At 58.0% G+C, this 24,358-nt stretch carries 25 protein-coding genes and 1 pseudogene; 14 read left to right on the forward strand and 12 right to left on the reverse strand.

Annotated elements, in window-relative coordinates; all coding sequences use genetic code 11:
* Positions 1-206 precede the first annotated feature (206 nt).
* The 3 genes and pseudogenes from BUQ81_RS09005 to BUQ81_RS06335 all read right to left on the reverse strand — a co-directional run bounded on the left by BUQ81_RS09005 (position 207) and on the right by BUQ81_RS06335 (position 2,169).
* Positions 207-704 (reverse strand): CZB domain-containing protein, encoded by a 498-nt coding sequence (locus BUQ81_RS09005; RefSeq protein ID WP_407702711.1) that lies wholly within the window; start codon positions 702-704, stop codon positions 207-209.
* Positions 690-935, reverse strand: a pseudogene (locus BUQ81_RS09010) (methyl-accepting chemotaxis protein); the annotation flags it as partial. The gene BUQ81_RS09005 and the pseudogene BUQ81_RS09010, both read right to left, overlap by 15 nt.
* A 721-nt stretch (positions 936-1,656) precedes the next feature.
* Positions 1,657-2,169 carry a PAS domain-containing protein gene (locus BUQ81_RS06335; RefSeq protein WP_074201559.1) on the reverse strand — a complete coding sequence of 171 codons (513 nt, stop codon included), beginning with the start codon at positions 2,167-2,169 and terminating at the stop codon, positions 1,657-1,659.
* Positions 2,170-2,231: 62 nt separating this feature from the next.
* On the opposite strand from BUQ81_RS06335, the gene BUQ81_RS06340 reads away from it, so the two are divergent.
* From BUQ81_RS06340 to BUQ81_RS06355, 4 genes are read left to right on the forward strand one after another with little or no spacing between them, the layout of a single operon-like run.
* Entirely contained in the window at positions 2,232-2,750 is a 519-nt protein-coding gene (locus tag BUQ81_RS06340) for a redoxin domain-containing protein (RefSeq protein ID WP_074201560.1), read from the forward strand.
* Entirely contained in the window at positions 2,747-3,397 is a 651-nt protein-coding gene (locus tag BUQ81_RS06345) for a spermidine synthase (protein ID WP_074201561.1), read from the forward strand. Before BUQ81_RS06340 ends, BUQ81_RS06345 begins: the two co-directional genes overlap by 4 nt.
* Positions 3,398-3,404: 7 nt before the next feature.
* Positions 3,405-5,351 carry an ATP-binding cassette domain-containing protein gene (locus tag BUQ81_RS06350; protein WP_074201562.1) on the forward strand — a complete coding sequence of 649 codons (1,947 nt, stop codon included), beginning with the start codon at positions 3,405-3,407 and terminating at the stop codon, positions 5,349-5,351.
* A gap of 58 nt (positions 5,352-5,409) precedes the next feature.
* Positions 5,410-7,386, forward strand: coding sequence for an EAL domain-containing protein (locus BUQ81_RS06355; RefSeq protein ID WP_074201563.1), 1,977 nt, complete (start codon positions 5,410-5,412; stop codon positions 7,384-7,386).
* A gap of 13 nt (positions 7,387-7,399) precedes the next feature.
* Here BUQ81_RS06355 and BUQ81_RS06360 read toward each other — a convergent pair whose 3' ends face one another.
* A complete protein-coding gene (locus BUQ81_RS06360) occupies positions 7,400-7,864 on the reverse strand; it encodes an FxsA family protein (RefSeq protein ID WP_074201564.1) in 465 nt (154 codons plus the stop codon).
* A gap of 96 nt (positions 7,865-7,960) precedes the next feature.
* On the opposite strand from BUQ81_RS06360, the gene BUQ81_RS06365 reads away from it, so the two are divergent.
* The 9 genes from BUQ81_RS06365 to rlmD all read left to right on the forward strand — a co-directional run bounded on the left by BUQ81_RS06365 (position 7,961) and on the right by rlmD (position 16,240).
* Positions 7,961-8,380, forward strand: coding sequence for a thioredoxin fold domain-containing protein (locus BUQ81_RS06365; protein WP_074201565.1), 420 nt, complete (start codon positions 7,961-7,963; stop codon positions 8,378-8,380).
* Positions 8,377-8,994, forward strand: coding sequence for a TetR/AcrR family transcriptional regulator (locus BUQ81_RS06370; protein ID WP_074201566.1), 618 nt, complete (start codon positions 8,377-8,379; stop codon positions 8,992-8,994). The genes BUQ81_RS06365 and BUQ81_RS06370 overlap by 4 nt, the downstream gene beginning before the upstream one ends.
* A gap of 3 nt (positions 8,995-8,997) precedes the next feature.
* Positions 8,998-9,225, forward strand: a complete 228-nt coding sequence (locus BUQ81_RS06375) for a hypothetical protein (protein WP_074201567.1) — start codon at positions 8,998-9,000, stop codon at positions 9,223-9,225.
* Between the two features lie 34 nt (positions 9,226-9,259).
* Complete coding sequence (gene dsbD / locus BUQ81_RS06380) at positions 9,260-11,491, forward strand: protein-disulfide reductase DsbD (RefSeq protein WP_074201568.1); 2,232 nt, start codon at positions 9,260-9,262, stop codon at positions 11,489-11,491.
* Positions 11,492-11,641: 150 nt separating this feature from the next.
* On the forward strand, positions 11,642-12,079 hold the full coding sequence (aroQ, locus tag BUQ81_RS06385) for a type II 3-dehydroquinate dehydratase (RefSeq protein WP_074201569.1): 438 nt from the start codon (positions 11,642-11,644) through the stop codon (positions 12,077-12,079).
* Positions 12,080-12,098: 19 nt separating this feature from the next.
* Positions 12,099-12,584, forward strand: coding sequence for an acetyl-CoA carboxylase biotin carboxyl carrier protein (gene accB, locus BUQ81_RS06390; protein ID WP_074201570.1), 486 nt, complete (start codon positions 12,099-12,101; stop codon positions 12,582-12,584).
* Between the two features lie 12 nt (positions 12,585-12,596).
* Positions 12,597-13,943 carry an acetyl-CoA carboxylase biotin carboxylase subunit gene (accC, locus tag BUQ81_RS06395; protein ID WP_074201571.1) on the forward strand — a complete coding sequence of 449 codons (1,347 nt, stop codon included), beginning with the start codon at positions 12,597-12,599 and terminating at the stop codon, positions 13,941-13,943.
* Positions 13,944-14,193: 250 nt separating this feature from the next.
* Entirely contained in the window at positions 14,194-15,081 is an 888-nt protein-coding gene (prmA, locus tag BUQ81_RS06400) for a 50S ribosomal protein L11 methyltransferase (protein WP_074201572.1), read from the forward strand.
* The gene (rlmD, locus tag BUQ81_RS06405; protein WP_084188280.1) at positions 15,074-16,240 is read left to right on the forward strand and encodes a 23S rRNA (uracil(1939)-C(5))-methyltransferase RlmD; all 1,167 of its coding nucleotides are present in this window, start codon (positions 15,074-15,076) and stop codon (positions 16,238-16,240) included. The genes prmA and rlmD overlap by 8 nt, the downstream gene beginning before the upstream one ends.
* On the opposite strand, the gene BUQ81_RS06410 is transcribed toward rlmD, so the two are convergent.
* The gene (locus BUQ81_RS06410; protein WP_074201573.1) at positions 16,241-18,733 is read right to left on the reverse strand and encodes an EAL domain-containing protein; all 2,493 of its coding nucleotides are present in this window, start codon (positions 18,731-18,733) and stop codon (positions 16,241-16,243) included.
* Positions 18,733-19,629 (reverse strand): phosphate/phosphite/phosphonate ABC transporter substrate-binding protein, encoded by an 897-nt coding sequence (locus BUQ81_RS06415; protein WP_074201574.1) that lies wholly within the window; start codon positions 19,627-19,629, stop codon positions 18,733-18,735. Before BUQ81_RS06415 ends, BUQ81_RS06410 begins: the two co-directional genes overlap by 1 nt.
* A gap of 201 nt (positions 19,630-19,830) precedes the next feature.
* Here BUQ81_RS06415 and BUQ81_RS06420 point away from each other — a divergent pair, with 201 nt between their 5' ends.
* Entirely contained in the window at positions 19,831-20,304 is a 474-nt protein-coding gene (locus BUQ81_RS06420) for a bacteriohemerythrin (protein ID WP_143598475.1), read from the forward strand.
* A gap of 142 nt (positions 20,305-20,446) precedes the next feature.
* On the opposite strand, the gene BUQ81_RS08720 is transcribed toward BUQ81_RS06420, so the two are convergent.
* The 6 genes from BUQ81_RS08720 to pstC all read right to left on the reverse strand — a co-directional run bounded on the left by BUQ81_RS08720 (position 20,447) and on the right by pstC (position 24,323).
* On the reverse strand, positions 20,447-20,587 hold the full coding sequence (locus tag BUQ81_RS08720) for a hypothetical protein (RefSeq protein ID WP_159432270.1): 141 nt from the start codon (positions 20,585-20,587) through the stop codon (positions 20,447-20,449).
* Positions 20,580-21,275: a DNA-3-methyladenine glycosylase gene (locus tag BUQ81_RS06425; RefSeq protein ID WP_074201576.1), complete on the reverse strand. Its 696-nt coding sequence runs from the start codon at positions 21,273-21,275 to the stop codon at positions 20,580-20,582. The genes BUQ81_RS08720 and BUQ81_RS06425 overlap by 8 nt, the downstream gene beginning before the upstream one ends.
* Positions 21,275-21,604 (reverse strand): hypothetical protein, encoded by a 330-nt coding sequence (locus BUQ81_RS06430; protein ID WP_074201577.1) that lies wholly within the window; start codon positions 21,602-21,604, stop codon positions 21,275-21,277. The genes BUQ81_RS06425 and BUQ81_RS06430 overlap by 1 nt, the downstream gene beginning before the upstream one ends.
* Positions 21,605-21,687: 83 nt before the next feature.
* Positions 21,688-22,476 (reverse strand): phosphate ABC transporter ATP-binding protein PstB, encoded by a 789-nt coding sequence (pstB, locus tag BUQ81_RS06435; protein ID WP_074201578.1) that lies wholly within the window; start codon positions 22,474-22,476, stop codon positions 21,688-21,690.
* 21 nt (positions 22,477-22,497) lie between these two features.
* Positions 22,498-23,319 (reverse strand): phosphate ABC transporter permease PstA, encoded by an 822-nt coding sequence (gene pstA / locus BUQ81_RS06440; protein WP_074201579.1) that lies wholly within the window; start codon positions 23,317-23,319, stop codon positions 22,498-22,500.
* Positions 23,316-24,323, reverse strand: a complete 1,008-nt coding sequence (gene pstC / locus BUQ81_RS06445; protein WP_074201580.1) for a phosphate ABC transporter permease subunit PstC — start codon at positions 24,321-24,323, stop codon at positions 23,316-23,318. The genes pstA and pstC overlap by 4 nt, the downstream gene beginning before the upstream one ends.
* Between the last annotated feature and the right edge of the window lie 35 nt (positions 24,324-24,358).

The following is a 24,358-nucleotide window of genomic DNA, read 5'->3' on the forward strand; positions in this document are numbered from 1 at the left end:
CAAGACGCACGTCGCAGGGTTTGGCAGGCTCAAATCCAGGACACGCGGCGCCGTCGATGCTGCCGTACCGCCGCATCCTGCCAAGACAGGACGATTCTCGGTCAAGGCTGCGTTGCAGCTGACTCCCATGAAATGCCCCACGTTGGGAGCGCCCTTGCACAAGAATCACCCCTGTAACAGCCGTTGAGAGGGTTTGCGCAAGCGCCTCAGCGGTCGCTCTCCTGCAGAACCTTTTCCTCGAAACGCTGCAGCAGCTGATCCAGCAGGCCAAACAGGATATCCGAGGCTTCTTCCACCCGGGTGAAGTGGTGCAGAATCTCATCCCTATGCTTGATGATGGTTTCGTCATCCACCACATACTCCAGCGCATCCTTGATGTGTGCATGGAAGTCGGCATGGGGTGGCTCAATGCGGCGGTAGATGTCCATGAAGTCCTTGAACTGCTGCTGACCTTCATTGTAATACCACTTGCCAAAAGCGCAGCTGGTGTGGTCGGTCTGCTGCAGCTCAATTTCACCATTAAACACGCTACTGAACGCCTTGCTCTTGTAGATGATGTGATCGAGCTTGACCATGGCCAGATGCACGGTTTCGAACATTACCCGGGCATAGGCACTGGAGAAGTTCGCGTTTTCGTCCACTTCCTTCAGCACCTCACGGAACTTGTCCATAAAGTCCTGCACCGTGGCCGCGCTACGCGCCATTTCCCGCGTTCGGTCACTGGTATTACGTGCTTCATGCACCAGCTGTTCTACAGTGGTTGTCACCTCATTGGCCGCTTCCTGCGTGCGGTTGGCCAGGCCGCGTACCTCGTCTGCCACCACAGCAAAACCGCGGCCATATTCACCGGCGCGGGCCGCCTCGATGGCCGCATTGAGTGACAGCAGATTGGTCTGCTCGGCAATGTCCTTGATCAGATTGACGATGTTATTGATGCTTTCGGCCTTTTCGCTCAGCTTCTGCACCACTTCGTCCGACTGCGCCACTGAGTGGATCAGCGAATCCAGAATTTCAGACATGCGCGAAAGTTCCCGATTGCTGCGATCAGCAACTCGGGCGGTCTCTTCGCTGGCTTCACGAATACGCTGCGCCTTTTCGTTACTGCGCAGCAAATCCTTCTGCAGGATCACCAGCCCCTTGCTCATCCCACCACCCAGCTTGCTCAGCTCACTGTTGAGGGTGACACGCTCGATAAACAGCTGGTTCTGCTTCATCGCCTCCAGCGGCTTGGCAATCTCTTCAGCAGCTTCCTTGAAGTCACCCCGGAAACCGGTTGCCACCATCGGGCGGTAGAAATTGCCCTTGGCCGCTTCGTGGATTGGTGTGCGCAATTCACGCATAAAGGCATCAATCTCATCGAAAAAATAGTTGAGGTTGTCAACGACTTCTCTTACGTGGCCCTTGTCTTTGAACCCCACGATACGGGGTTCAAGATTGCCATCTGCACCCTGTGCGATCTGACTCGAAATGGTCTTGAGACTCTCTCGCATGCTGAGGACATTGATAAAGATCATCCACGCGAACAGAAAGTTGAACAGTCCCAGCGCCGTGGTCCAGTCCATATTGCCTTCAACCACGTCCGCACCTTCGGCGATGGCAAACAGCGCCAGTGAGGCGTAGTTGGCATAGCGAATCTTGTCGAGGGAAGACCAGTTCTTACAGGCTGAACACAAATTCATCGTAGCGACTCCCTTCTTTGTCAAGCATGTCGTTCAAAAAGGCCTCGGCAGCGGCCATGCCGCCCTGGGCTTCCAGCTTGCGCAGCGTTGCATAAAGCTGTTCAACCTTTGCCAGCGCGCTCTCCTTGGGTGCACGGCGGTCAGAGTGATAGCCGATAATGGTTCCGGCGGTATCAAACGTCGGTGTCACATGGGCGAACACCCAGTAATAGCCGCCATCACGACTCAGGTTTTTCACATAGCCCCAGAACTCGTGCCCGCTCTGAATATGCTCCCACAGCAGCTTGAAGACAATTCGGGGCATATCAGGGTGACGCACGATATTGTGCGGTTGGCCGAGAAGTTCTTCTTCGCTGTACCCTGCGATCTGGCAGAAGGCCGGATTAGCATACTTGATGGTTCCATGCGTATCCGTCTTGGAGACGAGAATCACATCCTCGTCAAAGGTATGGCGCACGCCGGTGGGCGCGATCGGACTGGATTTGCTCATGGTGCGTTGCTCCTATGCGTAAAATGACTGCTTCCAAAAAGATGCAAGGTCAATGCCAACTTATGGAGTCAAAAACAATCAGGACAAAAATCAGGGCATTTCTGCGTCAACTGCTGGGCACACTCCTGCTGATGGTGCTCGTCTTCCAGGCCGTGCAGTGGTGGCAGACGCGCCAGCTGGCCCATGACCGTTTACCGGTCGAAGCGTTGACGACTTTAACCGGCAAGCCCTTGCCGCTGGACAGCCTGCCGCACCCCTATCTGATTCACTTTACCGCCAGCTGGTGCCCCATCTGCAAGCTCACGGCGCCAGCGATTGCCAGCATCAATGAGCAGTGGCCGGTTGTTCAAATTATTACACAAAGCGGCAACAAAGATGCCGCCATTGAGTATGCAAAAGACCATGACATTCCACTGGATCGAGCAGTCAATGACCCGGACGGTCGTTTATTGAAACTTTTTGGTGCCGAAGCCGTGCCGGCCGATTTCTTTGTGGGCAGGGATGGCACCATCCGGATGAACGCCGTGGGCATTGGCACCGCATGGGGCTATCGTCTGCGCCTGTGGTGGCTCAGCCTGTGAAGCACCTGCAGGTCGTTTTCGCCACGCGCGACCCGTTCGGGCTGATTCAGGTGCGCCAGGACCGTCAGCACACCGTGCGCACCCTGCATTTCGGCACGCCGGTAGAACAGGGGCGCTACTATCTCAATGCACCTTTTACCCTCGGTTTTGAATACCAACAGACCGTATTTGATCTGCTGATGCAGCAGCGCCCTGCCCGAGTGCTCACGCTCGGTGTGGGCAGCGGGTGCCTCAATACCCAGCTGCACATGGCCCTGCCCGAGTGCCGACAGACGCTGGTGGAGCTGCGCGAAAAGGTGATCAAGGTGGCGCAGGAGTGGTTCCATTTGCCCGAAGAACTGGCGCAACAGGCGTACATTGAGGACGCCTTCCACTTTACCCTCAGCAACAGCGAGCGCTTCGATGCCATTTTTGTGGACCTGTACGATGACATCGGCATGCCGACGCAATTCACTTCGGACGCCTTTATACAGCCCCTGCTGGATGCCCTCACTCCACAGGGCACGCTGTTGATCAACCTGTGGCAGCACGATGATGCCGCCAGATACGTCCTGCTGCCCTGGCTGCGCCGCGAAGCGACTGTGCAAACCTACCTGCACACCATGCGCTCCAGTCCCAACTGGATTCTGGAAGTAAAACACCGATAATACCGCCATGGCCCTGATGACCCTGCACAACCTCTCCATCGCCTACGGCGACAAGCCCCTGCTCGATCACCAGAACATGGAAATCGAGGCCGGCGAGCGCATCTGTATCGTCGGACGCAACGGCGAAGGCAAATCCACCCTGCTTAAAATCATCGCCGGGCAGATCCAGCCGGACGACGGCGAAATCATCACCGCCGACAACATGCGCGTGGCCATGATGCCGCAGGAGGTGCCTGAGCACCTGCCCGGCAGCGTATACGACCAGATTGCCACCGGCGCGGGCGACATCAGCGCCCTGCTCTCCCGCCACCATGCCCTCAGTCAGCAACTGGCGCAGACACCGGACAACAAGGCGCTGCTCAGCGAGCTGGAAAGCATCCAGCACGAACTTGATGCCCGTGACGGCTGGCGCCTGTCCAATCAGGTGGATACCATCATCACCGAGATGAACCTGCCCGCCGAGGCTCGCTTCGACGATCTTTCCGGCGGGCTCAAGCGCCGGGTGCTGCTGGGGCAGGCGTTGGTGCAGCAGCCGGATATCCTGCTGCTGGACGAGCCAACCAACCATCTGGATATTCCTTCCATCGAGTGGCTAGAAAAGTTCCTCAAGAGTCTCGATATCGCCATCGTCTTCATCACCCACGACCGTGCCTTTCTGCAGAAGCTGGCCACGCGCATCGTCGAACTGGATCGCGGCAAGCTGCAGAGCTTCCCCGGCGACTGGAACAACTACCTGCGCCGCAAGACCGAGCAACTGGCCGCCGAAGAAAGGGCCAATGCCGAGTTCGACAAGAAGCTGGCGCAGGAAGAAGCCTGGATCCGCCAGGGCATCAAGGCCCGGCGCACCCGCAACGAGGGCCGTGTGCGCGCCCTCAAGGCGCTGCGCGAAGCCGCCGCCAACCGCCGCAAGCGCAAGGGCAGGGCCAGCATCAGCGTGAATGCTGCCGACAAGAGCGGCAAAAAGGTCATCGAAGTGGAGCACCTCAGCTACAGCATCGACGGCAAGCCCATCGTGCAGGATTTGAATACGCTGATTCTGCGCGGCGACAAGGTGGGCATTCTCGGCCCCAACGGCTGCGGCAAGACCACCCTGCTCAAGCTGCTGCTGGGACAGCTCAAGCCCGAACGCGGCAAGGTCAAGCTGGGCACCCGCCTTGAGATCGCCTATTTCGACCAGCACCGCGAACAGCTGGATCCCGGCAAGAGCGTCGCCGACTCCGTGGTGGACGACTCCGACTGGGTGCAGATTGGCGAGCGCAAGGTGCACGTGATGCGCTACATTCAGGATTTCCTCTTCAGTCCCGAGCGGGCGCGCCAGCCGGTGTCTGCCCTCTCCGGCGGCGAGCGCAACCGCCTGCTGCTGGCCCGTGTCTTCGCCCGCCCCTCCAATCTGCTGGTGCTGGATGAGCCCACCAACGATCTGGATATGGAAACCCTTGAGCTGCTGGAAGAAAAGCTGCTGGAATATCCCGGCACGCTGCTGCTGGTGAGCCACGACCGCGCCTTTATCGACAATGTGGTCACCAGCACGCTGGCGTTCGACGCCCCCGGCGTGGTCAACGAATATGTGGGCGGGTATGAGGACTGGCTGCGCCAGCGGCCTGAACAGTACAAAAATGCCTGGGAAAACCCGGGCAAGAAGCCGGCGCAAAAATCGGCGGCAAAAAAAGTCGGGGACCCCCCTTCTGCCACCCGAAAAAATCAGCCGCCCAAGCTCACCTTCAAGGAGCAGCGCGAATACGAACAGCTGCCCGAGCACATCGAAACGCTGGAGGCCGACATTGCCCAGCTGCACGAGCAGATGAGCGATCCCGCCTTTTTTCAGCAGGCCCCCGACGCCATCAAGGCAGCGCAGCAAAAACTGGAAGCGCTTGAACAGGCGCTGGAAGCCGCCTTCGAGCGCTGGGAAGCGCTGGAAGCCAAGCAGCAGGCATGGCTTGCACGGCCCCGTTAAACGCCCCCGATCCGCCAATCTTATGCTATGATTAAATCAAAACATTTAAAGACGAGACATGCTGTTGGCGGAAGAAATCATCGACGCGCTGATGGAGGAACTGGCGCAGTTCCGCCAGCAACATCCCTTGAGCGCGGAACTGCAGGCGCTGTACGACAAGGCACCGGTAGATCGCATGGTGCGCACCTTTCTGCGCACCTTCCTCAACCCGCAAGAAACCTTGGACGTTGCCAGCGCTCTGGCGGAAGAAGCCATCGCCAACGATCTGCCTTATGCCCTGCTGATGGGCGACATCAATGCCCTCAAGGCAGCATTGTTCCGTTATGAGCGCACACATCAGCAGGATACGGACCTGATCGCTCTGTTTGATCGTATCGATACCGCCTTCGAGACCACCAAAAACGCCATCGCCTGGCACTATCTCGCCCACTTGTCTCAGAATGGCGACGTTTTCCCCAAGAATTCGCGCCTGGCGGACCGTGTCCTTATCCAGCGCTATCAGGCGTGGTATCAGCAGCTCATCCATGCACTCAACACCAAGGCCGTCGCCGATTTTGAGCAGCTCGCACCGCTCAGCGATGCCTTTGAGACAGCGTTGAGCTACCCCGAATCCCTCATGGTATGCACTGATCCCCAGTCCACCCGGGAGATCCGCAACCTGCATGGCAACGTGCTGCGCCTGGCGGCCCTGATCGGACAGAAACTGCTGCAGCAAGCCTATGAACAAGCCTACCTGCTGTTTGAAGATGTAAAGGTCAATGTCAAGCAGCTCGTGGCGCTGCTGATCACCCTGTATTTCAATTACGAAACCAATCGCTTCAGCCAGTTCGTCAAATTTCTTGAATCCGCGCCCACACTCAGCGATCATTGCTACCTCACCATTGTTCGCCATGACTGGCTTCAGCAATTGGCAGCCGCACAGGGGGAGGAAGCTAGAGATGCTCATCTGAGCCGGGAAGAGCAGCGCGTGGCACAGCTGGTTGCCCGCCACCCGCAACACCTCTGCTACGCTCACGGGCTGGACAATGCTTTCTATCTGCTCAGCCTGGATCTGGACGGTGAGGCGCTGCAACAGATCCTGCAGGCGTATGTAGAGGCATCCAACGAAGCGAGCCCACCCACCTGCATTGCCGTGCAACTCAATGCCCTGCCGGCGGTGGATCGCCTCGTCCTCAAACGCCTGCTCAGCCATCCGCAAACCTTCAAGGCAGCCACCCTCATCGCCCGCCTAGATAGTGAAGCAGCACTGAAAGCGCTGCTGAACCGGATTGAGGAAGACCTGTTCAAGGAAAGCACCCTCCGCCATTTCCTTTCGAATGGGCAGGTGACGCTGTGTCTCCAGCCGCTGGTTAATCTGAAAACGCAGGAACGCACCGCCTTCGAGATTCTGGCGCGCGTACCGAGCGAAGAAGGGCTGATCAGTGCAGAGCTGCTGCTGCCGCGCATCCACAAACTTGGGCTGAGTGCCGCCTTTGACGAAAAGGTGATTCGGCAAATCGCAGAAGAAGCCGAGGAACTGAAAAAGCTCGCGCAAATCTTCTTTATTAATGTGCTGCCCGACTCACTCGAAGATGAAACCTTTCTGACCGCTCTGCATCACCTCACCCATCGGGTGCTCAATGACCGCCTCGTCATTCTGGAAATCAACGAAAAAGACGCGGCAGCCAATCCCCGGCACCTGATCGAGCTGCACAAACGCCATGGGTTTCTGTTTGCCATCGACGATTTTGGTGCGGGCTATGCGTCGCTGAGCACTGTGGTAGATCTTGTCGATACCGAAGCCGTGCGCTTTGTGAAAATTTCCGCCGAACTGACGCAGCGGATGGAGACCCACCCCAAGGCCGAACGCCTCTATCGCCTGCTGGTGGAAATCGCCCACATTCTCGAGCTGCGCAGTATCAGCGAGGGCGTGGAAAAGCAGGTTCAACTGGAGATTGTGCAGAAGGCCGGCAGTGATATGGGGCAGGGTTTCCTGCTCGGCCTTCCTGAAAGCATCGAAACCTGGGTGCTGCGTCAACACCTGAAGATCGCCTGAGCGACGCTGGACGTTATGAACGCTCGTTATGGTCTTGGGGCGGCAAGGCAGACGCAGGCCGCTCATCCCAATCGACCACTTCACCATCGATGATCACGGTGGTGCGGTAGCCAGCCGCACCGGGACCGAAACGGCGCACCACAAACCGTTCGGCAAGCTTTTTGCGCAACGGCGGAATCAACAGGGCAAAGCCCAGCGCGTCGGTCATCAGCCCCGGGATCAACAACAGCATGCCGCCGAGCAGAATCAGGCCGCCTTCCACCAGCGACAGCTGCGGGGGCTCACCCATGGCCAGCTGTGCCTGCAGCCGCTGCAGCGTCATCAGGCCCTGACTGCGCATCAGCCACGCACCCACAACGGCGGTGAACAGGGTCAACAGGATAGTGGGCAGAGCACCGATCACACTACCCACGCTGATGAGCACATACAGTTCCACCAGCGGGATCAGCAGCAGCGCAAGAAAAATCCATTGAAACATTCCATACTCCTTTCCGACTCATCCATTGTAGCCAATTTGTCTTGACACACCCCAAAACGCCATTAGAATGAACATTCAATCTACGCGAGGTGCTACATGATTCGTTCCACCCTCATTGCCATTTTTCTGGCTTTCTTCCCCCTGACGACACCCGCCGCACAGCCGGAGAAACAGCCATACTATGTAGTGCTGTTTACTGTTGATGGCTGCGCCTTTTGCCAGATGCTGCGCGAACGCGTCATGGAACCCATGGTTGCCAGCGGCGAACTGCCTGCCGACCAGTTTTATGAAATCAACATGACCGACAAGAGTGAATGGTTCTACTTCGACCCCATGAACGACTATATCCAGAAACGGGACCTGTATAAAAAATACGCTCTGGGCCTGTTCCCGACCACGGTTATCCTCGATAACCGGGCTGAACTGCTCGCTCCGCCACTGGTAGGAATCACCACGCCGGAAAAGTTCCAGCGCCAGCTGCATGACGCCATTCATAAGCTGGACACACGACCATGAGCGCGCAATCTGCCGAGCAGCTGCTGCACCTTGAAACCCTGTCTGAAACCGAGCGGAAAATTCTGCTGGGTGCGCTGCACTGCTTTATCCAGCAGGGCTATTTCAACACCCGTATTCCGGACATTGTCGCAGCAAGCGGCGTGAGCACCGGCTCCATCTACCACCATTTCAAGGACAAACAGCATCTGGCTGAAGCGCTGATCACGCAGCTGATTAACGGACTGGATCAGGCCATGGCGAAGCTGATCAGCCAGCATGAAACGCCCATGGAACAGATCCACGCCCTGATCGAATGGATGCTCACGCTCACTGATGCCGAGCCGGAACTGGTCAGTTTCATTCTGTATGCGCGTCACCGTGAATTTCTGCCGCACCAGCCACCGCTGTGCACCCAGCAGCCCTTTGAAAAAATGCGCAGCCTGGTGGTGCGTGCCCGGGAAAACGGCGATCTGCCACCACTGGATGAAATGGTCCTGACTGCGGCCGTATTCGGCCCAACCCTGCGAATCATGCAGGCCGCCGTTGACGGCGTCCTTCCCCGCCCCGCACATACCTACAGCGCAGCGCTTTTCGCCACCATTGAACGACTTTCAACCGCTTCAGCAGAGGTGTGACCCATGCGAGGATCCGTTCTGGCACTGACCGTTTTGTTCATCAGCAATGCGCTGGCGGATACGGCTACTGTGCAACACCGGCGGGATGCGCACGGCAGGGAAATCGAACGCTGGCCCATGAAAGCCCTGCCCACCACATTCAACCGCAATGGGCGTCCATTCAGTTGGCAACTGGTCAAAGAGACGATCCTGCGCCCGCCAGTCACTGGTTCCATCCGCAATACGGTATGATAACGATTCTCACTCGCTGCCCGAAGGAGCTGCCATGATGCGCTTACTAATAACTCTTGTGCTTACCCTTTTGACTACATGGGCCAACGCCGAAGATCCTCTGCCCGTTGACCAGGCCTTCGAGTTTCAGGGCGTAACCGTTGAAAACGGCCAGCCCGTGGCCCACTGGCGCATCGCCGACAGCTACTATCTCTACCGCGACAAACTGAAATTCAGCGCCAGTCAGGGCACGGTTGAGCCGCAGCTGCCCAGGGCGGACATCAAGGACGATCCCATTTTCGGCAAGACGCCCGTCTATCACCGCAATCTGGATGTGCCGCTGACCATCAAGGGGGCTGCGGGTGAGGTCAAGCTCACCATCGGCTATCAGGGCTGCTGGGAAGGGGGCGTGTGCTACCCACCCCAGACCCGCACCGTGAGCGTCACCCTGCCCGAACAGGCCGCCGCGGACCAGGCCCATGGCGACAACCCACTGGCGGCGCTGCAATCGCTGATCACGCCCGACGGCAGCGATGACGACGAGCCCTTGCCCGTGGACAAGGCCTTTGCCTTCAGCACGGAACAGAAGGATGACGTGCTTTCGCTGCGCTGGGCCATCGCACCCAAGTACTACCTGTACAAGGACAAGATCAAGCTCACCCCCGGCACGGGCCTGAAGCTGGGCAGCTGGGCGCTGCCGCCGGCAGACATCAAGGATGATCCCATTTTTGGCAAGACCGAGGTCTATCACCGCGGTCTGGCAATCGAAGTGCCCGTCTCCGGCAGCGGCACGCTCACCGTGCACTATCAGGGCTGCTGGGAAGGCGGCGTGTGCTACCCACCACAGGAAAAAACTCTGACGATAAAAGCCGCTGCAGCGGTCACCACCTCAGCCGAGCAGGCGCCGCCCCGGCAGGCAGAGACCGCACCCAAAGGCCCGGCCTCTCAAGCCGCCTCTGCAATGCAGGCGAGGCAGGACGGCGCCCTGTCCGAAACCGACCAGATTACCGAAACCCTCAAGCACAGCGGCTTCTGGGTCATTATCGGCACCTTCTTCATCTTCGGCCTGCTGCTGGCGTTTACGCCGTGCGTCTTCCCGATGATTCCCATTCTCTCCAGCATCATCGTCGGTCAGGGCGAGCAGATCACGCCGCGCCGCGCCTTTGTGCTCTCGCTCACCTATGTGCTCGCCATGGCGGTGGCCTATACCGTGGCCGGCGTGCTGGCGGGCCTGTTCGGTGCCAACCTGCAGCAGGCGCTGCAGAACCCCTGGGTGCTGGGCGCCTTCTCACTGGTGTTTGTGGCGTTGGCACTGTCCATGTTCGGATTCTATGAACTGCAGCTGCCCGCCAGCCTGCAGACGCGCATCAATGCCCTCGCCAACAAACAGAAAGGCGGCACGCTTACCGGCGTGGCCATTATGGGTGTGCTTTCTGCCCTGATTGTGGGCCCCTGCGTGGCGCCGCCGCTGGCCGGTGCACTCATCTACATCGGTCAGACCGGCGATGCCGTGCTGGGCGGTGCCGCGCTGTTTGCCATGAGCATGGGCATGGGCCTGCCGCTGATCGTGGCCGGCACCCTCGGCGGCAAATACCTGCCGCGCGCCGGCGGCTGGATGGATGCTGTTAAAGCCGTATTCGGCGTGGTCATGCTGGGACTGGCGCTGTGGATCGCCGATCGCATTTTGCCCGACTGGCTCAGCGTCCTGGGCTGGGCGCTGCTGGCCATCAGCTCGGCCATCTACCTGGGTGCGCTGGAACCAGTAGGCGAAAAATCCGGCTGGTGGAAGCTGTGGAAGGCGCTGGGCGTGGCCCTGCTGGTGTGGGGTATCGTCCTGCTGATCGGCCTGGCACGGGGCACACCGGATCTGCTCACCCCGCTGAAGCCAGTGAGCGGCGGCACGGCAGCTGCCACTGCCTCGGCGCACGACCTGTTTGAAAAGATTGACAGCTTCGAGCAACTGCAGGCGCGTCTGGGTCAAGGTAAGCCGGTGCTGCTGGACTTCTACGCCGACTGGTGTGTCTCCTGCAAGGAGATGGAGCGCTTCACCTTCAGCGACCCGCAGGTGCAGACGCTGATGAAGCAATTTGTCACGCTGCAGGCGGACGTCACCGCCAACACGGCTGAACACAAGGCACTGATGAAAAAGCTGGGGATCATCGGTCCGCCGGCCATTCTCTTCTTTGACCCGCTGGGGCGCGAGATCAAGGCGCTGCGCGTGGTGGGCACCCAGTCGCCGGAAGAATTTGCCGCCACCTTGCGCAAGGCGCTCGCCGGGCGCCGCTGAGAGGGGGTCCCCGACTTTTTCACGGGCCGTTTTTTCGCCAGTCGTCCCGGATGTCGCAAAGAGGCCGTTTTTGGGCATTTTTACCGCATTTTCGCGCCTGTTTGCTTCACGAATCGCTATAATCTGAACAAATTCGTGAAGGAATTCGCCATGCGCAGAGTGCTGGTGCTCAACGGCCCCAATCTCAATATGCTCGGTGTCCGCGAGCCGGACAAATACGGCCATCTCAGCCTCGATGAAATCGTCGAACAGCTGGAAAATCTCGCCGATGTCTATCACGTGCGCCTGGACCACTTTCAGAGCAACAGCGAAGCCGAACTGATCGAGCGCATTCATGAAGCGTGGAAGGATGGCACCGACTTCATCCTTATCAACCCGGCCGCCTTCACCCACACCTCGGTGGCATTACGGGACGCGCTGGCAGCGGTGCGCATTCCCTTTATCGAAATCCACATCAGCAACGTGTATCAGCGCGAACCCTTCCGCAAGCACAGCTATTTTTCCGATCTGGCTCAGGGCGTCATCGCCGGGCTGGGTCCCCAGGGCTACCTGCTGGGTCTGCAGGCGGCCGCCGAACTCATGAAATAAACAAGCGAGGATACCTCCCATGGATTTACGCTCCATCCGTAAACTGCTGGAAATCGTCCAGAGCCACGACATCTCCGAAATCGAGATCAAGGAAGGCGACACCAACATCCGCATCACCAAAAACAAGGAGCCGGTAATCATGCAGGCACCGACCCAGCAGGTGGTGCAGGCCGCCCCGGCACCTGCTGCGGCGCCGGCACAGCCACAGACAGCTGCACCCAGTGCGGAAAGCAGTGCAGCGGCCCCGGCCGCAGCGGAAGAGAGCGGCTTTGTGGTCAAATCCCCCATGGTGGGCACCTTTTATGCCGCTCCCGCGCCGGATGCCGACCCATTCGTGCAGGTGGGCGATCACGTCAATGTGGGCGACACCCTGTGCATCATTGAAGCCATGAAGATCATGAACCCCATCGAGGCCGAAGTATCCGGCACCATCAAGAAGATTCTGGTGCAAAACGCCGAGCCGGTGGAATTCGGCCAGCCGCTGTTCATTATCGAGCAGGACTGAGCGGAGGCTTGCATGGAAAAGATTCTGATCGCCAACCGCGGTGAAATCGCCCTGCGCGTGCTGCGCGCCTGCCGGGAAATGGGGCTGAGGACCGTGGCGGTACACTCCGAAGCAGACCGCGAGCTTAAACATGTCCTGCTGGCGGACGAGTCGGTGTGCATCGGCCCGGCCAGTTCCACTGACAGCTACCTGAACCAGCCTGCCATTATCGCCGCAGCGGAAGTCACCGACGCCGAAGCCATTCACCCGGGCTACGGCTTCCTGTCCGAAAACGCCGACTTCGCCGAAAAGGTTGAGAACTCCGGTTTCATCTTTATCGGCCCGCGCCCGGAGACCATTCGCCTAATGGGCGACAAGGTCTCCGCCATCAAGGCGATGAAAGCGGCGGGCGTGCCCACCGTGCCCGGGTCCGGCGGCCCGCTGGGGGATGATGACGAGGAAAATAAGCGCATCGCCCGCGAAATCGGCTATCCGGTCATTATCAAGGCCTCCGGCGGCGGCGGTGGCCGCGGCATGCGTGTGGTGCATACCGAGTCCAATCTGATCAAGTCGATCCAGATGACCAAGACCGAAGCGCAGGCCGCGTTCGGCAACCCGGAAGTCTATATGGAGAAGTTCCTCGAGAACCCGCGCCATATCGAAATCCAGGTGCTGGCTGACGGCCAGGGCAACGCCATCCACTTGGGCGAACGGGACTGCTCCATGCAGCGCCGCCATCAGAAGGTGGTGGAAGAGGCCCCCGCACCTGGCATTACCGAAGAACAACGCCAGCGCATCGGCGCCGCCTGCGTGCAGGCGTGTCTGGATATCGGCTACCGCGGGGCCGGTACCTTCGAATTCCTGTATGAAAACGGCGAGTTCTACTTCATCGAAATGAACACTCGCCTGCAGGTGGAACACCCGGTTACCGAGCAGGTCACCGGCATCGACCTGGTGCGCGCCCAGATCGAAATCGCCATGGGCAAGCCCCTGTCCATCAGACAGAAAGACGTGCAGCTGCGTGGCCACGCCATTGAATGCCGTATCAATGCAGAAAACCCTGCGAAGAACTTCATGCCCTCACCCGGCACCATCAAGCGCCTGCACCTGCCAGGTGGCCCGGGCGTGCGCTGGGACAGCCACATCTATACCGGCTATACAGTGCCGCCCTACTACGACTCCATGATTGGCAAGCTGATCACCCATGGGGAATCCCGTGACGTAGCCATCGCCCGTATGGAGCATGCCCTGCAGGAGCTGGTGATTCTCGGCATCGATACCAACGTGCATTTGCAGCGGGAGATCATGGCCGATGGCGGCTTCCGCGAAGGCGGCCAGAACATCCACTACTTGGAGCACCGGCTGGAACACCTGGTCTGATCAAGCCCGTATGAGTTTGCAAAAACGCCCTGCGGGGCGTTTTTCTTTTGAGAGATAACGCCATGAAACATGCTCACACAGTCCAACAGCACGCCTCGGATACGTCACAGCCTTCTCATCAGTCCGACTGGCTGTCTCGCTTTCTGGCTGATCCACCAGAGCCACTCACAGAAGAAGAGCTGGCGTGGCTAAATTTCACTGATCAGGAGACCCTGTGGCATGAAAGCGAATCATGGGATGACGATTGCGCATGAGCTGGATACAGATTACCGCACAGGTTCCGGAAGCCCAGGTAGAGCCCCTGAGTGAAGCGCTCATGGCGCAGGGGGCGCTTTCCGTCACCCAGGCCGAGGGCGGCGGGCAGGAAATTTTTGAACCGGATTTGGGCACCACACCCCTGTGGCAGCAGACCCACGTCACCGGCCTTTTTTCCGCTGACGTGGATGGCAAGGCCATCGTACAGGCACTTAAACACGCCCTGCCGGTACTGAAAGACACGCCGTTCAAGGTGGAAATACTGGAGGACAAGGACTGGGTGCGCGCATGGATGGATCAGTTCCAGCCCATGCGCTTTGGCGAGCGGTTGTGGATCGTACCCAGCTGGTGCGAACCACCCGAAACCGACGCGGTCAACCTGCTGCTAGACCCGGGCATGGCCTTCGGCACCGGCACCCACCCCACCACTGCCATGTGCCTGCGCTGGCTCGATGCCCACCCGCCTGCCGGACAACAGGTCATCGATTATGGCTGTGGCTCGGGCGTGCTGGCCATTGCCGCGACCAAGCTGGGCGCTCAGGCCGTTTACGGTACCGACATCGACCCACAGGCCATTCTCGCCAGCGAAGAAAACGCCCGTCGCAATGACGTAACCATCGATTTTCGTCTGGTAAAGGACTTTGAAGCAGCCCCCCCACAACCGGCTGACCTGGTCATGGCCAATATTCTCGCCGGCCCGCTCAAGGAGCTAGCGCCCACTCTGGCGCAGCATCTCAAGCCCGGTGGAAGCCTCATCCTCTCCGGCCTGCTCACGGAACAGGCGGCCGATCTGATCCAGCACTACGCCAACCATGGCATCGTGCTGACGCTGCACGACGAGCAGGACAACTGGACGTTGCTGGCAGGACAAAAGCGTGGCTGAAACCCTTATGCTTGAAATCACCGGCCTCACCCACGATGGCCGCGGTGTTGGCCGCCACGACGGCCTGGCCGTGTTTGTGGCCGGCGCCCTGCCCGAGGAAACGGTCCGCGCGCGCATCACCCGGCGCAAGCGCCGCTTTGCCGAGGCGGAGCTGATCGAAATCCTGACGCCTTCGCCCCAGCGACAAACCCCCTTTTGTCCCCATTTCGGACGCTGCGGCGGCTGTCAGCTTCAACACCTGCAGCCGGCCGCCCAGCACCACTGGAAACAGCACAATCTGCTGCAGCAGCTCGCCCGCCATGGGCTGGACGACCTCCTGCGCTGGCACGAGCCGATCATCGGACCGGATCAGGGCTATCGCCGCCGAGCACGTTTTGCCGGGATCAGGACACGAAAAGGCGGCCAGCTGGGGTTTCGTGCTGCAAGGAGTCGGGACATAGTGGATATTGAATCATGCCCCGTGCTGGAGGAACCGCTTAATGCCGCCTGGCAGCAGCGGCGCAGTGCGTTGAGCGGTCAGCTCGGACGCAGTCCGCAGGAATGGACGCTCGTCAATGCAGACAATGGCGTGTTCTGGGCGGATCAGCACGCTGAAACCCTGCCCGAATACCAGGTGGACGGTCTTGCCCTGCAGTTTGATCCTGCCGGCTTTATTCAGGTCAATCGTACCATTAACGCGTCCATGGTGGCACAGGCAGTTGCATGGCTTGCACCGACGGCGGGTGACCATGTGCTGGATCTTTTCTGCGGAGTGGGCAATTTCAGTCTGCCGCTGGCCAAACGTGCCGCCGCTGTGGTGGGTGTGGAAGGACTGGACAGCCTGGTAGCGCATGCACGCGCCAATGCAGCACGCAATGGTCTCAACAATGTACGCTTTTTCAAGAGCAACCTGTTCAATCCGCCGCAGGAAAGCCTGTGGGCCGGGGTGCGCTTCAACAAGGTGCTGCTGGATCCGGGGCGCGAAGGTGCCGAAGCCGTGAGCCGCTGGCTGACGCCTAAAATGGCAGAAGCAGTGGTTTATGTCTCATGCAATCCGGCCACCTTAGTTCGCGATGCTGTACTGCTGAGGGAAAACGGCTGGCGGCTGCATGACATTCGCCTGCTGGACATGTTCCCTCATACCAGCCATGTGGAAGTGATGGCGCGCTTTGAAAGCTGATCAATGAATATGGCCAGCGCGCTGTTCTATGCTGGTCACTTCAAGGCGCTTTTCCAGCTCCATCCAGAAGTCTTCGCTTAATAGCACATCAAGCTCAACGGGTGGAGAGAAATAGTAGCCCTGTCCATAGGCTATGCCCATGGAACGCAACAGTTGCACCAGCTCAGCGTTCTCCACATACTCGGCCACCACCGTCAGTCGCATCTCGCGGCAAATCCTGGCCGTGGCTTCCACCATGGCGCGATCCACCTGGTTTTCCAGCATGCCCTTGATGAACTCGCCATCGACCTTGACGTAATCCACCGGCAACGCCTTGAGGTAGTTGAAGGACGCATAGCCGGAGCCGAAATCGTCAATGGCCAGCTTGCAGCCCAGTGCACCCAGCTGCTCAAGCAATGCCCGTGTTTCTTCCACATCCCCCAGATGGGCCGATTCCGTCACCTCGAAGCACAGCTTGCGGACATGCGCAACCGGCAGGCGTTTTAATTGAGCGATCAGGACATCGCGATAAAGTGGCGAAGTCAAGGTCGCCGCAGAAATGTTCAAATTGAGCTGATCGATTGTAGCGCCGTGTGTTTTCAACCAATCCAGCGCTTTTTCGAAAATACGCTTTTCCAGCTCGGGCATCAGGCCAAACCGCTCCGCCACCGGCAGGAAGTGATAGGGCGCGACCAACTCACCCTGATCGTCCCGGATCCGCACCAAAGCCTCTGCCTTGCGCAAAAACGGCGGCTGCAGCGAGACGATGGGCTGGGCGACCAAAGCAACGCGATCTTCCTGCAGGGCCTTTTTCACTTCCTGTAGCCAGCTCACCTGAGCCAGCTTCCGATCCAGCAGCGCGTCCGTATCATGCAGGAGCACAACAAACTGCCCGCGCATGGAATGCTTCAGTTCCTGCATGCCAAAATCCAGCTTGAGCAGGATTTCTTCCGGGGTCATGTCCACTTCCTGCAGCGCCAGTGCCACCCCACTGGCATCCAGGGAAATACGGCGGCCATTGATCACGATTGGCTTACGACATTTCTCCTGAAAGTCTGCAACCAGTGCGCGAATTCCCGCTTCAGTCATGGGCTCGCGAGACACAAAAACAAAATCATCCCCGCCCAGGCGGCCAAGCACGCCCTTGTCTGCAAAGTGCTGACTGAGCATGACCGCCACGATCTGCAGCACCTCATCACCGCCTGCGAATCCGAGCATCTCGTTAATGGAGCGGAAATGGTCCAGATTGATCTGAACGGCCCAGCAGGCATTCTCCGATGGTGCCTGCTGGTCAAGCCCCTCCCGCATCTGCTCCAGATGTGCAAGAATACCTTGACGATTCAACAGACCTGTCAGCGGGTCATGACGCTGTTGCCAGGCGATTTCCTGCAGCAGGTAATTATCCCTTTCCTCAGGTTGCATCAGCAGGATGACATGACGCCGCCCCGCCTCATCGGTGATGGGCAACATGTTGACATCCACCGCTTCCTCGCGTTCTCCACCTTCAAGCCGGGCGCTGAACTGACGTGGCCTGTTCACCAGCGCAAGGGCATGGCGGTCCAATGAAATGGGCGTGTCCGTCTCAGTAGAGACCAACTGAGCGATCTGCTCGAAAGGCACGTTTCGGTTGGCCGGGCTCAAGTGGGTAATGCGGTAAAAACGCGGGTTGCCGTATTCAATATGCCCGTTCTCGTCCAGTTCCACGATGTAAAGCGGCAGCATGTCAAAAATGCGCTTGAGGCGGTCATGGGCTTGAATGAGTGCCTGCTCCTTTCTCTGCAGCTCAGCGAGCATGCTTTGAAAACTGGCGGTAAGATGGGCCAGTTCATCCGCATAGCCCGGCTCGTCCTCAAACTGAACCGATCGCTCTCCTGCTGCCACCTGTTCGGCTACACGTTCGAGGCGCTGCAGGCGCCGTGTCAGCATGCGCCCAATCAGCCACGCCAGCAGGCTGCCAACCGCAATGGCAAACAGGGTATAAGCCATCCCCTCAACAATGACACGCCTATTCGCCTGCGCAAGGTCCCGCTCGTCCAACAGCAGCCGCACCCAACCTACGATACGATCCTGAAGATAAACCGGTGCTGCCAGATCGAAAGTCCACTGGTCCATGTGCAAAGACAGCACCCTGGCATCAGGCGGTGTGCGCAACAGCGCCACAGCTTTCTCATCTGCCACAAAACGGCCCAGCTGCTCTGGCTCCGTATGGGCAAGAATCTGGCCACGGCTATCAAATACTTCAGCCTTGATCAGATCGGGCACCTGGCTCTTCAATGAATTAAGGGCATCCCCCACTGCTTGAAAATCATTGGAGGCCACCCAAAGGCTGATGCTGTCGGCAAAAATACGCGTCAGATGGGTGGCTGAATCCTTGGCCTGCCTGTAGAGTGTTTCTTCCTGCCGCTGGGACAAATCCCACACAAAAAAGGCCATCAGCACGGCATGCACAAGCGCCACCCCCAGAATCAGCTGGGTACGCAGGCGGGTTTTTTTGAATGGGTTCAGCACACTCATCAGGGAATCTCGACAGGTTCAACCAGCTTGCTGTATCGCTCGATAAACATGCGCACCGGATCATAGGTGGCGTTGTTTGCGGCCTCAAAGGCCGTAAAGGTGCTTTGCTCCAACAGGCGGCGCCCTTGCGGATCGTCTTTCATCGCAACCAGAAGATCTGCAACCTGTCTCGCCAGCGCACGGGGCACACGTTCGTGCGCCATGACGCTGTTGTTGGGGAGCGTGTCCGTCTGCCATGCGAGGCGAATCTGTTTCGCCAGCTCCGGCCGCTGTACCTGAATCAATCGCCAGGGCACTGGCCATGTGGTCGCCGCCTGAGCCTTGCCCAATGTCAATGACAGGATGGTGCTCTCCTGGGTTCCGGTATACAGATAACGCACATCCTTGTGAACATCGACACCGTGCGTGGCCAGAAAATATTTCGGCATCATTGTCGCCGCCAGCGCGGTTTTGCCAGGTGCCGCAATCACCTTGCCCTTCAAATCCTTGGGGGTTCGAATCCTGCCATCCTTTCGCACCAGGATAATGCCGCGAAAGTCCTCATCATTGGCAACCTTGGCATAGACGTGATAGCCATGGCGCAGCCCAATGAGCGTTTGAAACGGATTGGGGACAATAAAATCCGGTCGACCCGCAATGATCTTCTGATCGTACTCGGGATAATTGCGCGTAGCCTCCAGCACCAGCCGCGCATTGGGAAGGCGCGCATTCAGATAATCGATGACGGGGCCGAAGGCTTCAAACAGACGGGCCGGGCTGTAAAGGGGATGAATGGCAAAGGTGTAGGTCTTCGTTTCACCATCAAGGGGGGACTGATCCCCATAGGCCCACTGAGTTTTGCCGATAGACGACGATGATTGCTCGCTGCAACCAACAAGGCCGAAGAGCAGGGACATCCCGGCAAAGACAAACGCCAGCTGCCTTATAAGTCCTCTCACCTCATGCAAAACGCCGCCCTCTGTCCTAACTGCTACTACCCATCGTAACTCAACAAAAGGAAGCTGTCATGACAATCGCTCAAACAGCAAACATATTTTGTGCCATTTAATCGATAAATGACATGTAGCGTGTGATTTTTATAAGAGAGCGAGGCCTTGTTGATTAAGATAGTCAAATACCTTCAGATCAAAGTCGCTGCCATGCTTTACTCACCGGAAAACATGCCCCGCGTTGCCCGGGAAGACATGAACCACACCCACGAGGAAGAAGTGGCGCTGGTCAACCGCATTGCCGACGCCATCGAAGCGCTTGAACTGGGCGACAGCCGTGGGGATCTGGTACCGCTACTGGACGAATGGCTGGCGCATACCCGCGCCCACTTCGATAGTGAGCACGCTATTATGGAAGCCTGCGGCTTTCCGGCCTATGCAGTACATCGTGGCGAACACGAACGGGTGTTTGAGATTCTGACCCAGGTGATTGAGCGCTATCGCAAGGAAGGCGAACTGGCACCACTGAAACAGTTTGTCATGGAAACCTGGCCCAACTGGTTTGACAACCATGTGAACACCATGGATTTTGCCACGGCGCATTTTGCCAATATGGCAGAACAGCAAGGGAAGCCCTTTTAGTCATTTCCCCCAAGTTAATGCTGCCGCGCCTCACCACAAAAAATAGAAATATTTACCATTTTTATAAGGCAGCCTATTGATAAGGAAGTGGACAGAAACGCTCGCTGCTTAAACTGCCCGCCGTTGTGACACCCGCCCTCTTTCACAACTTGTTCTCGTCTTCCGAGGGCGCAGGCGGACGCGAAGGGCCGCGCAGCAACCGATACAGCCCCCACACGGCCAGTGCCGTGCCGATCCATGCCAGCACCCACCACGCCCAGCTGATGCCATGACTTTCAACCATGCTGTGTCTCCACTTTCAGCGCCTCGTCATAAGACAGCACCCCATAATCCTGCCCCTCCACGGTGGTGCGTCGAATTGGATTCTGCGTCGCCTGCCGAGCAAAGGCTGCATCCACAAAACGATAGGGAAGATGCGCATCCCGTTGCGGGGCAATACCCAATCGCGTTGTCTGAATGATCTGCTCAGGCTGGTGGCCGTCATCGCCTATATAAAACTGCTCCGGATCAAACTTCTTTCCACGCCAGTCCTCCACCTGAAGATGCAGCGCCTCCGCCAGCAGCGTCTGTCCGGAACAGATCTTGTCTGCGGGCTTATCCCGCCCGAGCCCTTCGCGCATCAGCGCCAGGGCTTGCGGATCCGTGCGCCAGGCCACGCCCGACTTGATCAGCACTGCATTGCCCGCCCCATGCGCACTCACGTTAAGCGAGGGCTTGCCGCGGCTGTAATACATGTAGATAGTGCCCGCCGGCATGAACATGGCTTCCCGGGCCGGCGTACGCCCTAGGGAGCTATGTGACGCCTTCTCGTTCAGGTAATAGGCTTCCGTCTCAATAATGCGACAGCCGAGCCACTCGCCCTGCACACGGCGCATGACCACCTTGCCGAGCAGGGCCACCGCCAGTTGCAGCGATGGCTTGTCAAAAAACTCGGGTGGAAGGGGCCTAGGCCGCTGCGAGGAGGGTTGCATCAACGCTGATGACGACGCTTGCCGGGTTTGCAGGCCTTGAGTGCCTCGGGCGAATCTGCCTGCTCAACGCACTGCAGACGCGCCCTGATGTGCTCGATAAGTTTCTGCTTGCGCCGCTGGAAGGCCTCCTGCTTGAAGGCCTGCCGGGCTTCACGCTCCTTCGCTTCGCAGCGTCGATACTCATCACGTGTCTTGGCCTGGCGGTTGCATTCCTCCGCCTGTTGCAGAATCTGTATGCGCTGCTGATGCGACCAGGATTCAAAGTCGTTGTAGGCCATGGCGGGGACAGCCGCCGCAGAAAGCATCATCACCAGAATGGTACGCCGCATAAGTCACCTCCTCCACACATCGAATAGCAAAAGGCCCGGCGTGGAAGCCGGGCCTTTCAGTGTAGCACGCAACCGGTTACCAATCAGCCAAAGCGTCCGGTGATGTAATCCTCGGTCTGTTTCTGCGACGGATTGGTAAAGATGGTGTCCGTTTCGTCGTATTCGATCAGCTCACCGAGATACATGAATGCGGTGTAATCGGAAATCCGCGCCGCCTGCTGCATGTTGTGCGTCACGATACAGATGGTGTACTGCTCACGCAGCTCCATGATCATCTCTTCAATGGCAACGGTGGAGATGGGGTCCAGCGCAGAGGTGGGTTCGTCGAACAGAATCACATCCGGACGCAAGGCCACGGAACGGGCAATACACAAACGCTGCTGCTGGCCGCCAGAAAGTCCACGCGCATCATCCTTCAGGCGGTCCTTGACTTCATTCCAAAGTGCTCCATCCCGCAAGGCCTCTTCCACCCGGTCATCCAGTTCGGACTTGCTGCGAATACCCTGCAGTTTAAGCCCATAGGCAATGTTGTCATAAATGGACATGGGAAACGGCGTCGGCTTCTGAAAGATCATGCCCACCTTCTGGCGCAGACGGATCAGGTCGTTTTCCTTTGTCCACTCGAGAATATTCTTGACAGAGCCATCCACACACTGCAGGTTGATGGCACCTTCGTACTTGCAGCCGGGATAGAGATCGTGGATGCGGTTCATGGCACGCAGCAGCGTGGACTTGCCGCACCCGGACGGCCCGATCAGGGCCGTGATGCGATTTTTCACGACCCGCAGATTGATGTGCTTCAGCGAAGGTTTGGGTGCATTGGGGTAGGTAAAGGAAAAGTCCTTCACCTCCATCATCAGATTCGCATCCATACGTTTTCTATCCCTTATCCTTTAGTGTTTCTTGCGCACGAGGTAGCGGCCAATGATATTCAAAGCCAGTACGAATACTGCCAGAATCAGCGCGCCCGCCCAGCCCAGCTTCACCATCTCTTCCTGGGGGTGCGTGGCCAGGTTGTAAATCGATACCGTCAGGGACGGGAAGGTTTCATTCAGATTGGTGGTCCAGTATTGGCTGGTTCCGCTGGTATACAACAGAGGCGCCGTTTCGCCCACAATGCGGGCAAACGCCAGCAGCAAACCGGTCATGATACCCACCTTGGCACCGCGAATAATGATATCGAGGATGATGCGGTACTTGGGAATGCCCAGTGCCACACCGGCCTCGCGCAGCTCCCGAGGGATCAGCCCCAGCATGTCATCAGTTGTGCGCACCACGATTGGCAGCATCAGAATCGCCAGCGCAACGATGCCGGCCCAACCGTTGGCATGCCCTACCGGCACCACCAGAATGGCATACACAAAGGTACCGATAACAATGGAGGGTGCCGACATCATCACATCCGACAGATCGCGAATAAAGGTGGCGAACTTGGTGTGATTGCCATACTCCTGCAGCCAGATACCCGCCAGCATGCCAATGGGTATGGCAAGCACCGTGGCCAGAATGGACAGCACGAACTGCCCCCACAGAAGGTTGCGCAGGCCATTGTTAATCAGATCCGTAGTAAACAGATCCAGAGACATGGCTTCTGTCCCTTTAATGACCAGCGTCACGATGATCCAGCCCAGAAAGATCAGGCCCAACAGGGCAGTTCCTATAGAGAGCACCGAAAATACCCGGTTATAGAACAGGCGACGGTTCTGCAGATTCATACTTTCGCCCTCCGCAGCAGGAATTCCTTCGCGAGGAAGATGATGACAAAACTCACCACAAAGAGGATAAAGGCCAAATAGTACAGCGCCGCCAGACTCAAACCACTGGACTCAGCAAAGTTGTTCGCCAGGGCGACCGGGATTGAAATGGTCGGATCTGTAACATGTTCGGCAAGCTGATAAACACCGCCGATCACGAACGCCACTGCCATGGTTTCTCCCAGTGCACGGCCGAGAGAAATAATGATGGAACCAAGAATACCGGTCTTTGCGTACGGGAAGATAATGTCCTTCACCACCTCGAAACGGGTTGCGCCCACCGCATAGGCTGACTCTTTAAGCACATCGGGCGTGGTATTAATGGCATCACGACTGAGTGCAGCCATGAACGGAATGACCATCACGCCCAGTACCAGCCCGGCTACCAGCAGCGACACCGAACTGCCGCCAAATATGGAAGCGATGAATGGACCAAAGAAGAACAGGCCCCACATACCGTAAATAATGGAAGGGATCGCCGCCAGCAGCTCGATCGCTACGCCCACCGGCGTTTTGAGGGCCTCAATGGAAATTTCTGAGAGAAAGACCGCGATGCCCATGGCAATGGGAATGGAGAAGGCCATGGCAATCAAGGTCGAGAGTACCGAGCCGACAATGGGTACCAGACCGCCATAGATTTCCTTGATTGTGACGCCCGCTTCAGCATTTCGCTCAAGGTCAGCTTGCCCGGTTTCCGTTTCATCCTCCATGGGGATGCCATCTTCATCCAGAACCATGCTGCCCGCAGCGTTTTCTTCCGTGTGAAAAAACTCATCCCGAGGAATTTCCCGACCCTGCTCGTCAATGGCCACCTCAACGCCCCAGCGCGGGTCCAAGATAAACTTCCACCCATACGCATCGATAGCGGGTTTGGCCTGAACATACAGCACATACAGTGTTGCGAGCAGAACCAACAGTACAGTCGTTGCACTGAACCAGCTTAGCCGAGAAAAGATTTTTTCCATAAAGCCTGACCCTCATCCTTTGCCCATAAGGTGAG

Source organism: Sulfurivirga caldicuralii (assembly GCF_900141795.1).
Lineage (GTDB): Bacteria > Pseudomonadota > Gammaproteobacteria > Thiomicrospirales > Thiomicrospiraceae > Sulfurivirga > Sulfurivirga caldicuralii.

Coding starts and splice junctions, on each gene's coding strand:
- BUQ81_RS09005 (WP_407702711.1), bottom strand. CDS start 704: ATGGCGCGTAGCGCGGCCACGGTGCAGGACTTTATGGACAAGTTCCGT.
- BUQ81_RS06335 (WP_074201559.1), bottom strand. CDS start 2,169: ATGAGCAAATCCAGTCCGATCGCGCCCACCGGCGTGCGCCATACCTTT.
- BUQ81_RS06340 (WP_074201560.1), top strand. CDS start 2,232: ATGGAGTCAAAAACAATCAGGACAAAAATCAGGGCATTTCTGCGTCAA.
- BUQ81_RS06350 (WP_074201562.1), top strand. CDS start 3,405: ATGGCCCTGATGACCCTGCACAACCTCTCCATCGCCTACGGCGACAAG.
- BUQ81_RS06355 (WP_074201563.1), top strand. CDS start 5,410: ATGCTGTTGGCGGAAGAAATCATCGACGCGCTGATGGAGGAACTGGCG.
- BUQ81_RS06360 (WP_074201564.1), bottom strand. CDS start 7,864: ATGTTTCAATGGATTTTTCTTGCGCTGCTGCTGATCCCGCTGGTGGAA.
- BUQ81_RS06365 (WP_074201565.1), top strand. CDS start 7,961: ATGATTCGTTCCACCCTCATTGCCATTTTTCTGGCTTTCTTCCCCCTG.
- BUQ81_RS06370 (WP_074201566.1), top strand. CDS start 8,377: ATGAGCGCGCAATCTGCCGAGCAGCTGCTGCACCTTGAAACCCTGTCT.
- BUQ81_RS06375 (WP_074201567.1), top strand. CDS start 8,998: ATGCGAGGATCCGTTCTGGCACTGACCGTTTTGTTCATCAGCAATGCG.
- dsbD (WP_074201568.1), top strand. CDS start 9,260: ATGATGCGCTTACTAATAACTCTTGTGCTTACCCTTTTGACTACATGG.
- aroQ (WP_074201569.1), top strand. CDS start 11,642: ATGCGCAGAGTGCTGGTGCTCAACGGCCCCAATCTCAATATGCTCGGT.
- accB (WP_074201570.1), top strand. CDS start 12,099: ATGGATTTACGCTCCATCCGTAAACTGCTGGAAATCGTCCAGAGCCAC.
- accC (WP_074201571.1), top strand. CDS start 12,597: ATGGAAAAGATTCTGATCGCCAACCGCGGTGAAATCGCCCTGCGCGTG.
- prmA (WP_074201572.1), top strand. CDS start 14,194: ATGAGCTGGATACAGATTACCGCACAGGTTCCGGAAGCCCAGGTAGAG.
- BUQ81_RS06410 (WP_074201573.1), bottom strand. CDS start 18,733: ATGAGTGTGCTGAACCCATTCAAAAAAACCCGCCTGCGTACCCAGCTG.
- BUQ81_RS06415 (WP_074201574.1), bottom strand. CDS start 19,629: ATGTCCCTGCTCTTCGGCCTTGTTGGTTGCAGCGAGCAATCATCGTCG.
- BUQ81_RS08720 (WP_159432270.1), bottom strand. CDS start 20,587: ATGGTTGAAAGTCATGGCATCAGCTGGGCGTGGTGGGTGCTGGCATGG.
- BUQ81_RS06425 (WP_074201576.1), bottom strand. CDS start 21,275: ATGCAACCCTCCTCGCAGCGGCCTAGGCCCCTTCCACCCGAGTTTTTT.
- BUQ81_RS06430 (WP_074201577.1), bottom strand. CDS start 21,604: ATGCGGCGTACCATTCTGGTGATGATGCTTTCTGCGGCGGCTGTCCCC.
- pstB (WP_074201578.1), bottom strand. CDS start 22,476: ATGGATGCGAATCTGATGATGGAGGTGAAGGACTTTTCCTTTACCTAC.
- pstA (WP_074201579.1), bottom strand. CDS start 23,319: ATGAATCTGCAGAACCGTCGCCTGTTCTATAACCGGGTATTTTCGGTG.
- pstC (WP_074201580.1), bottom strand. CDS start 24,323: ATGGAAAAAATCTTTTCTCGGCTAAGCTGGTTCAGTGCAACGACTGTA.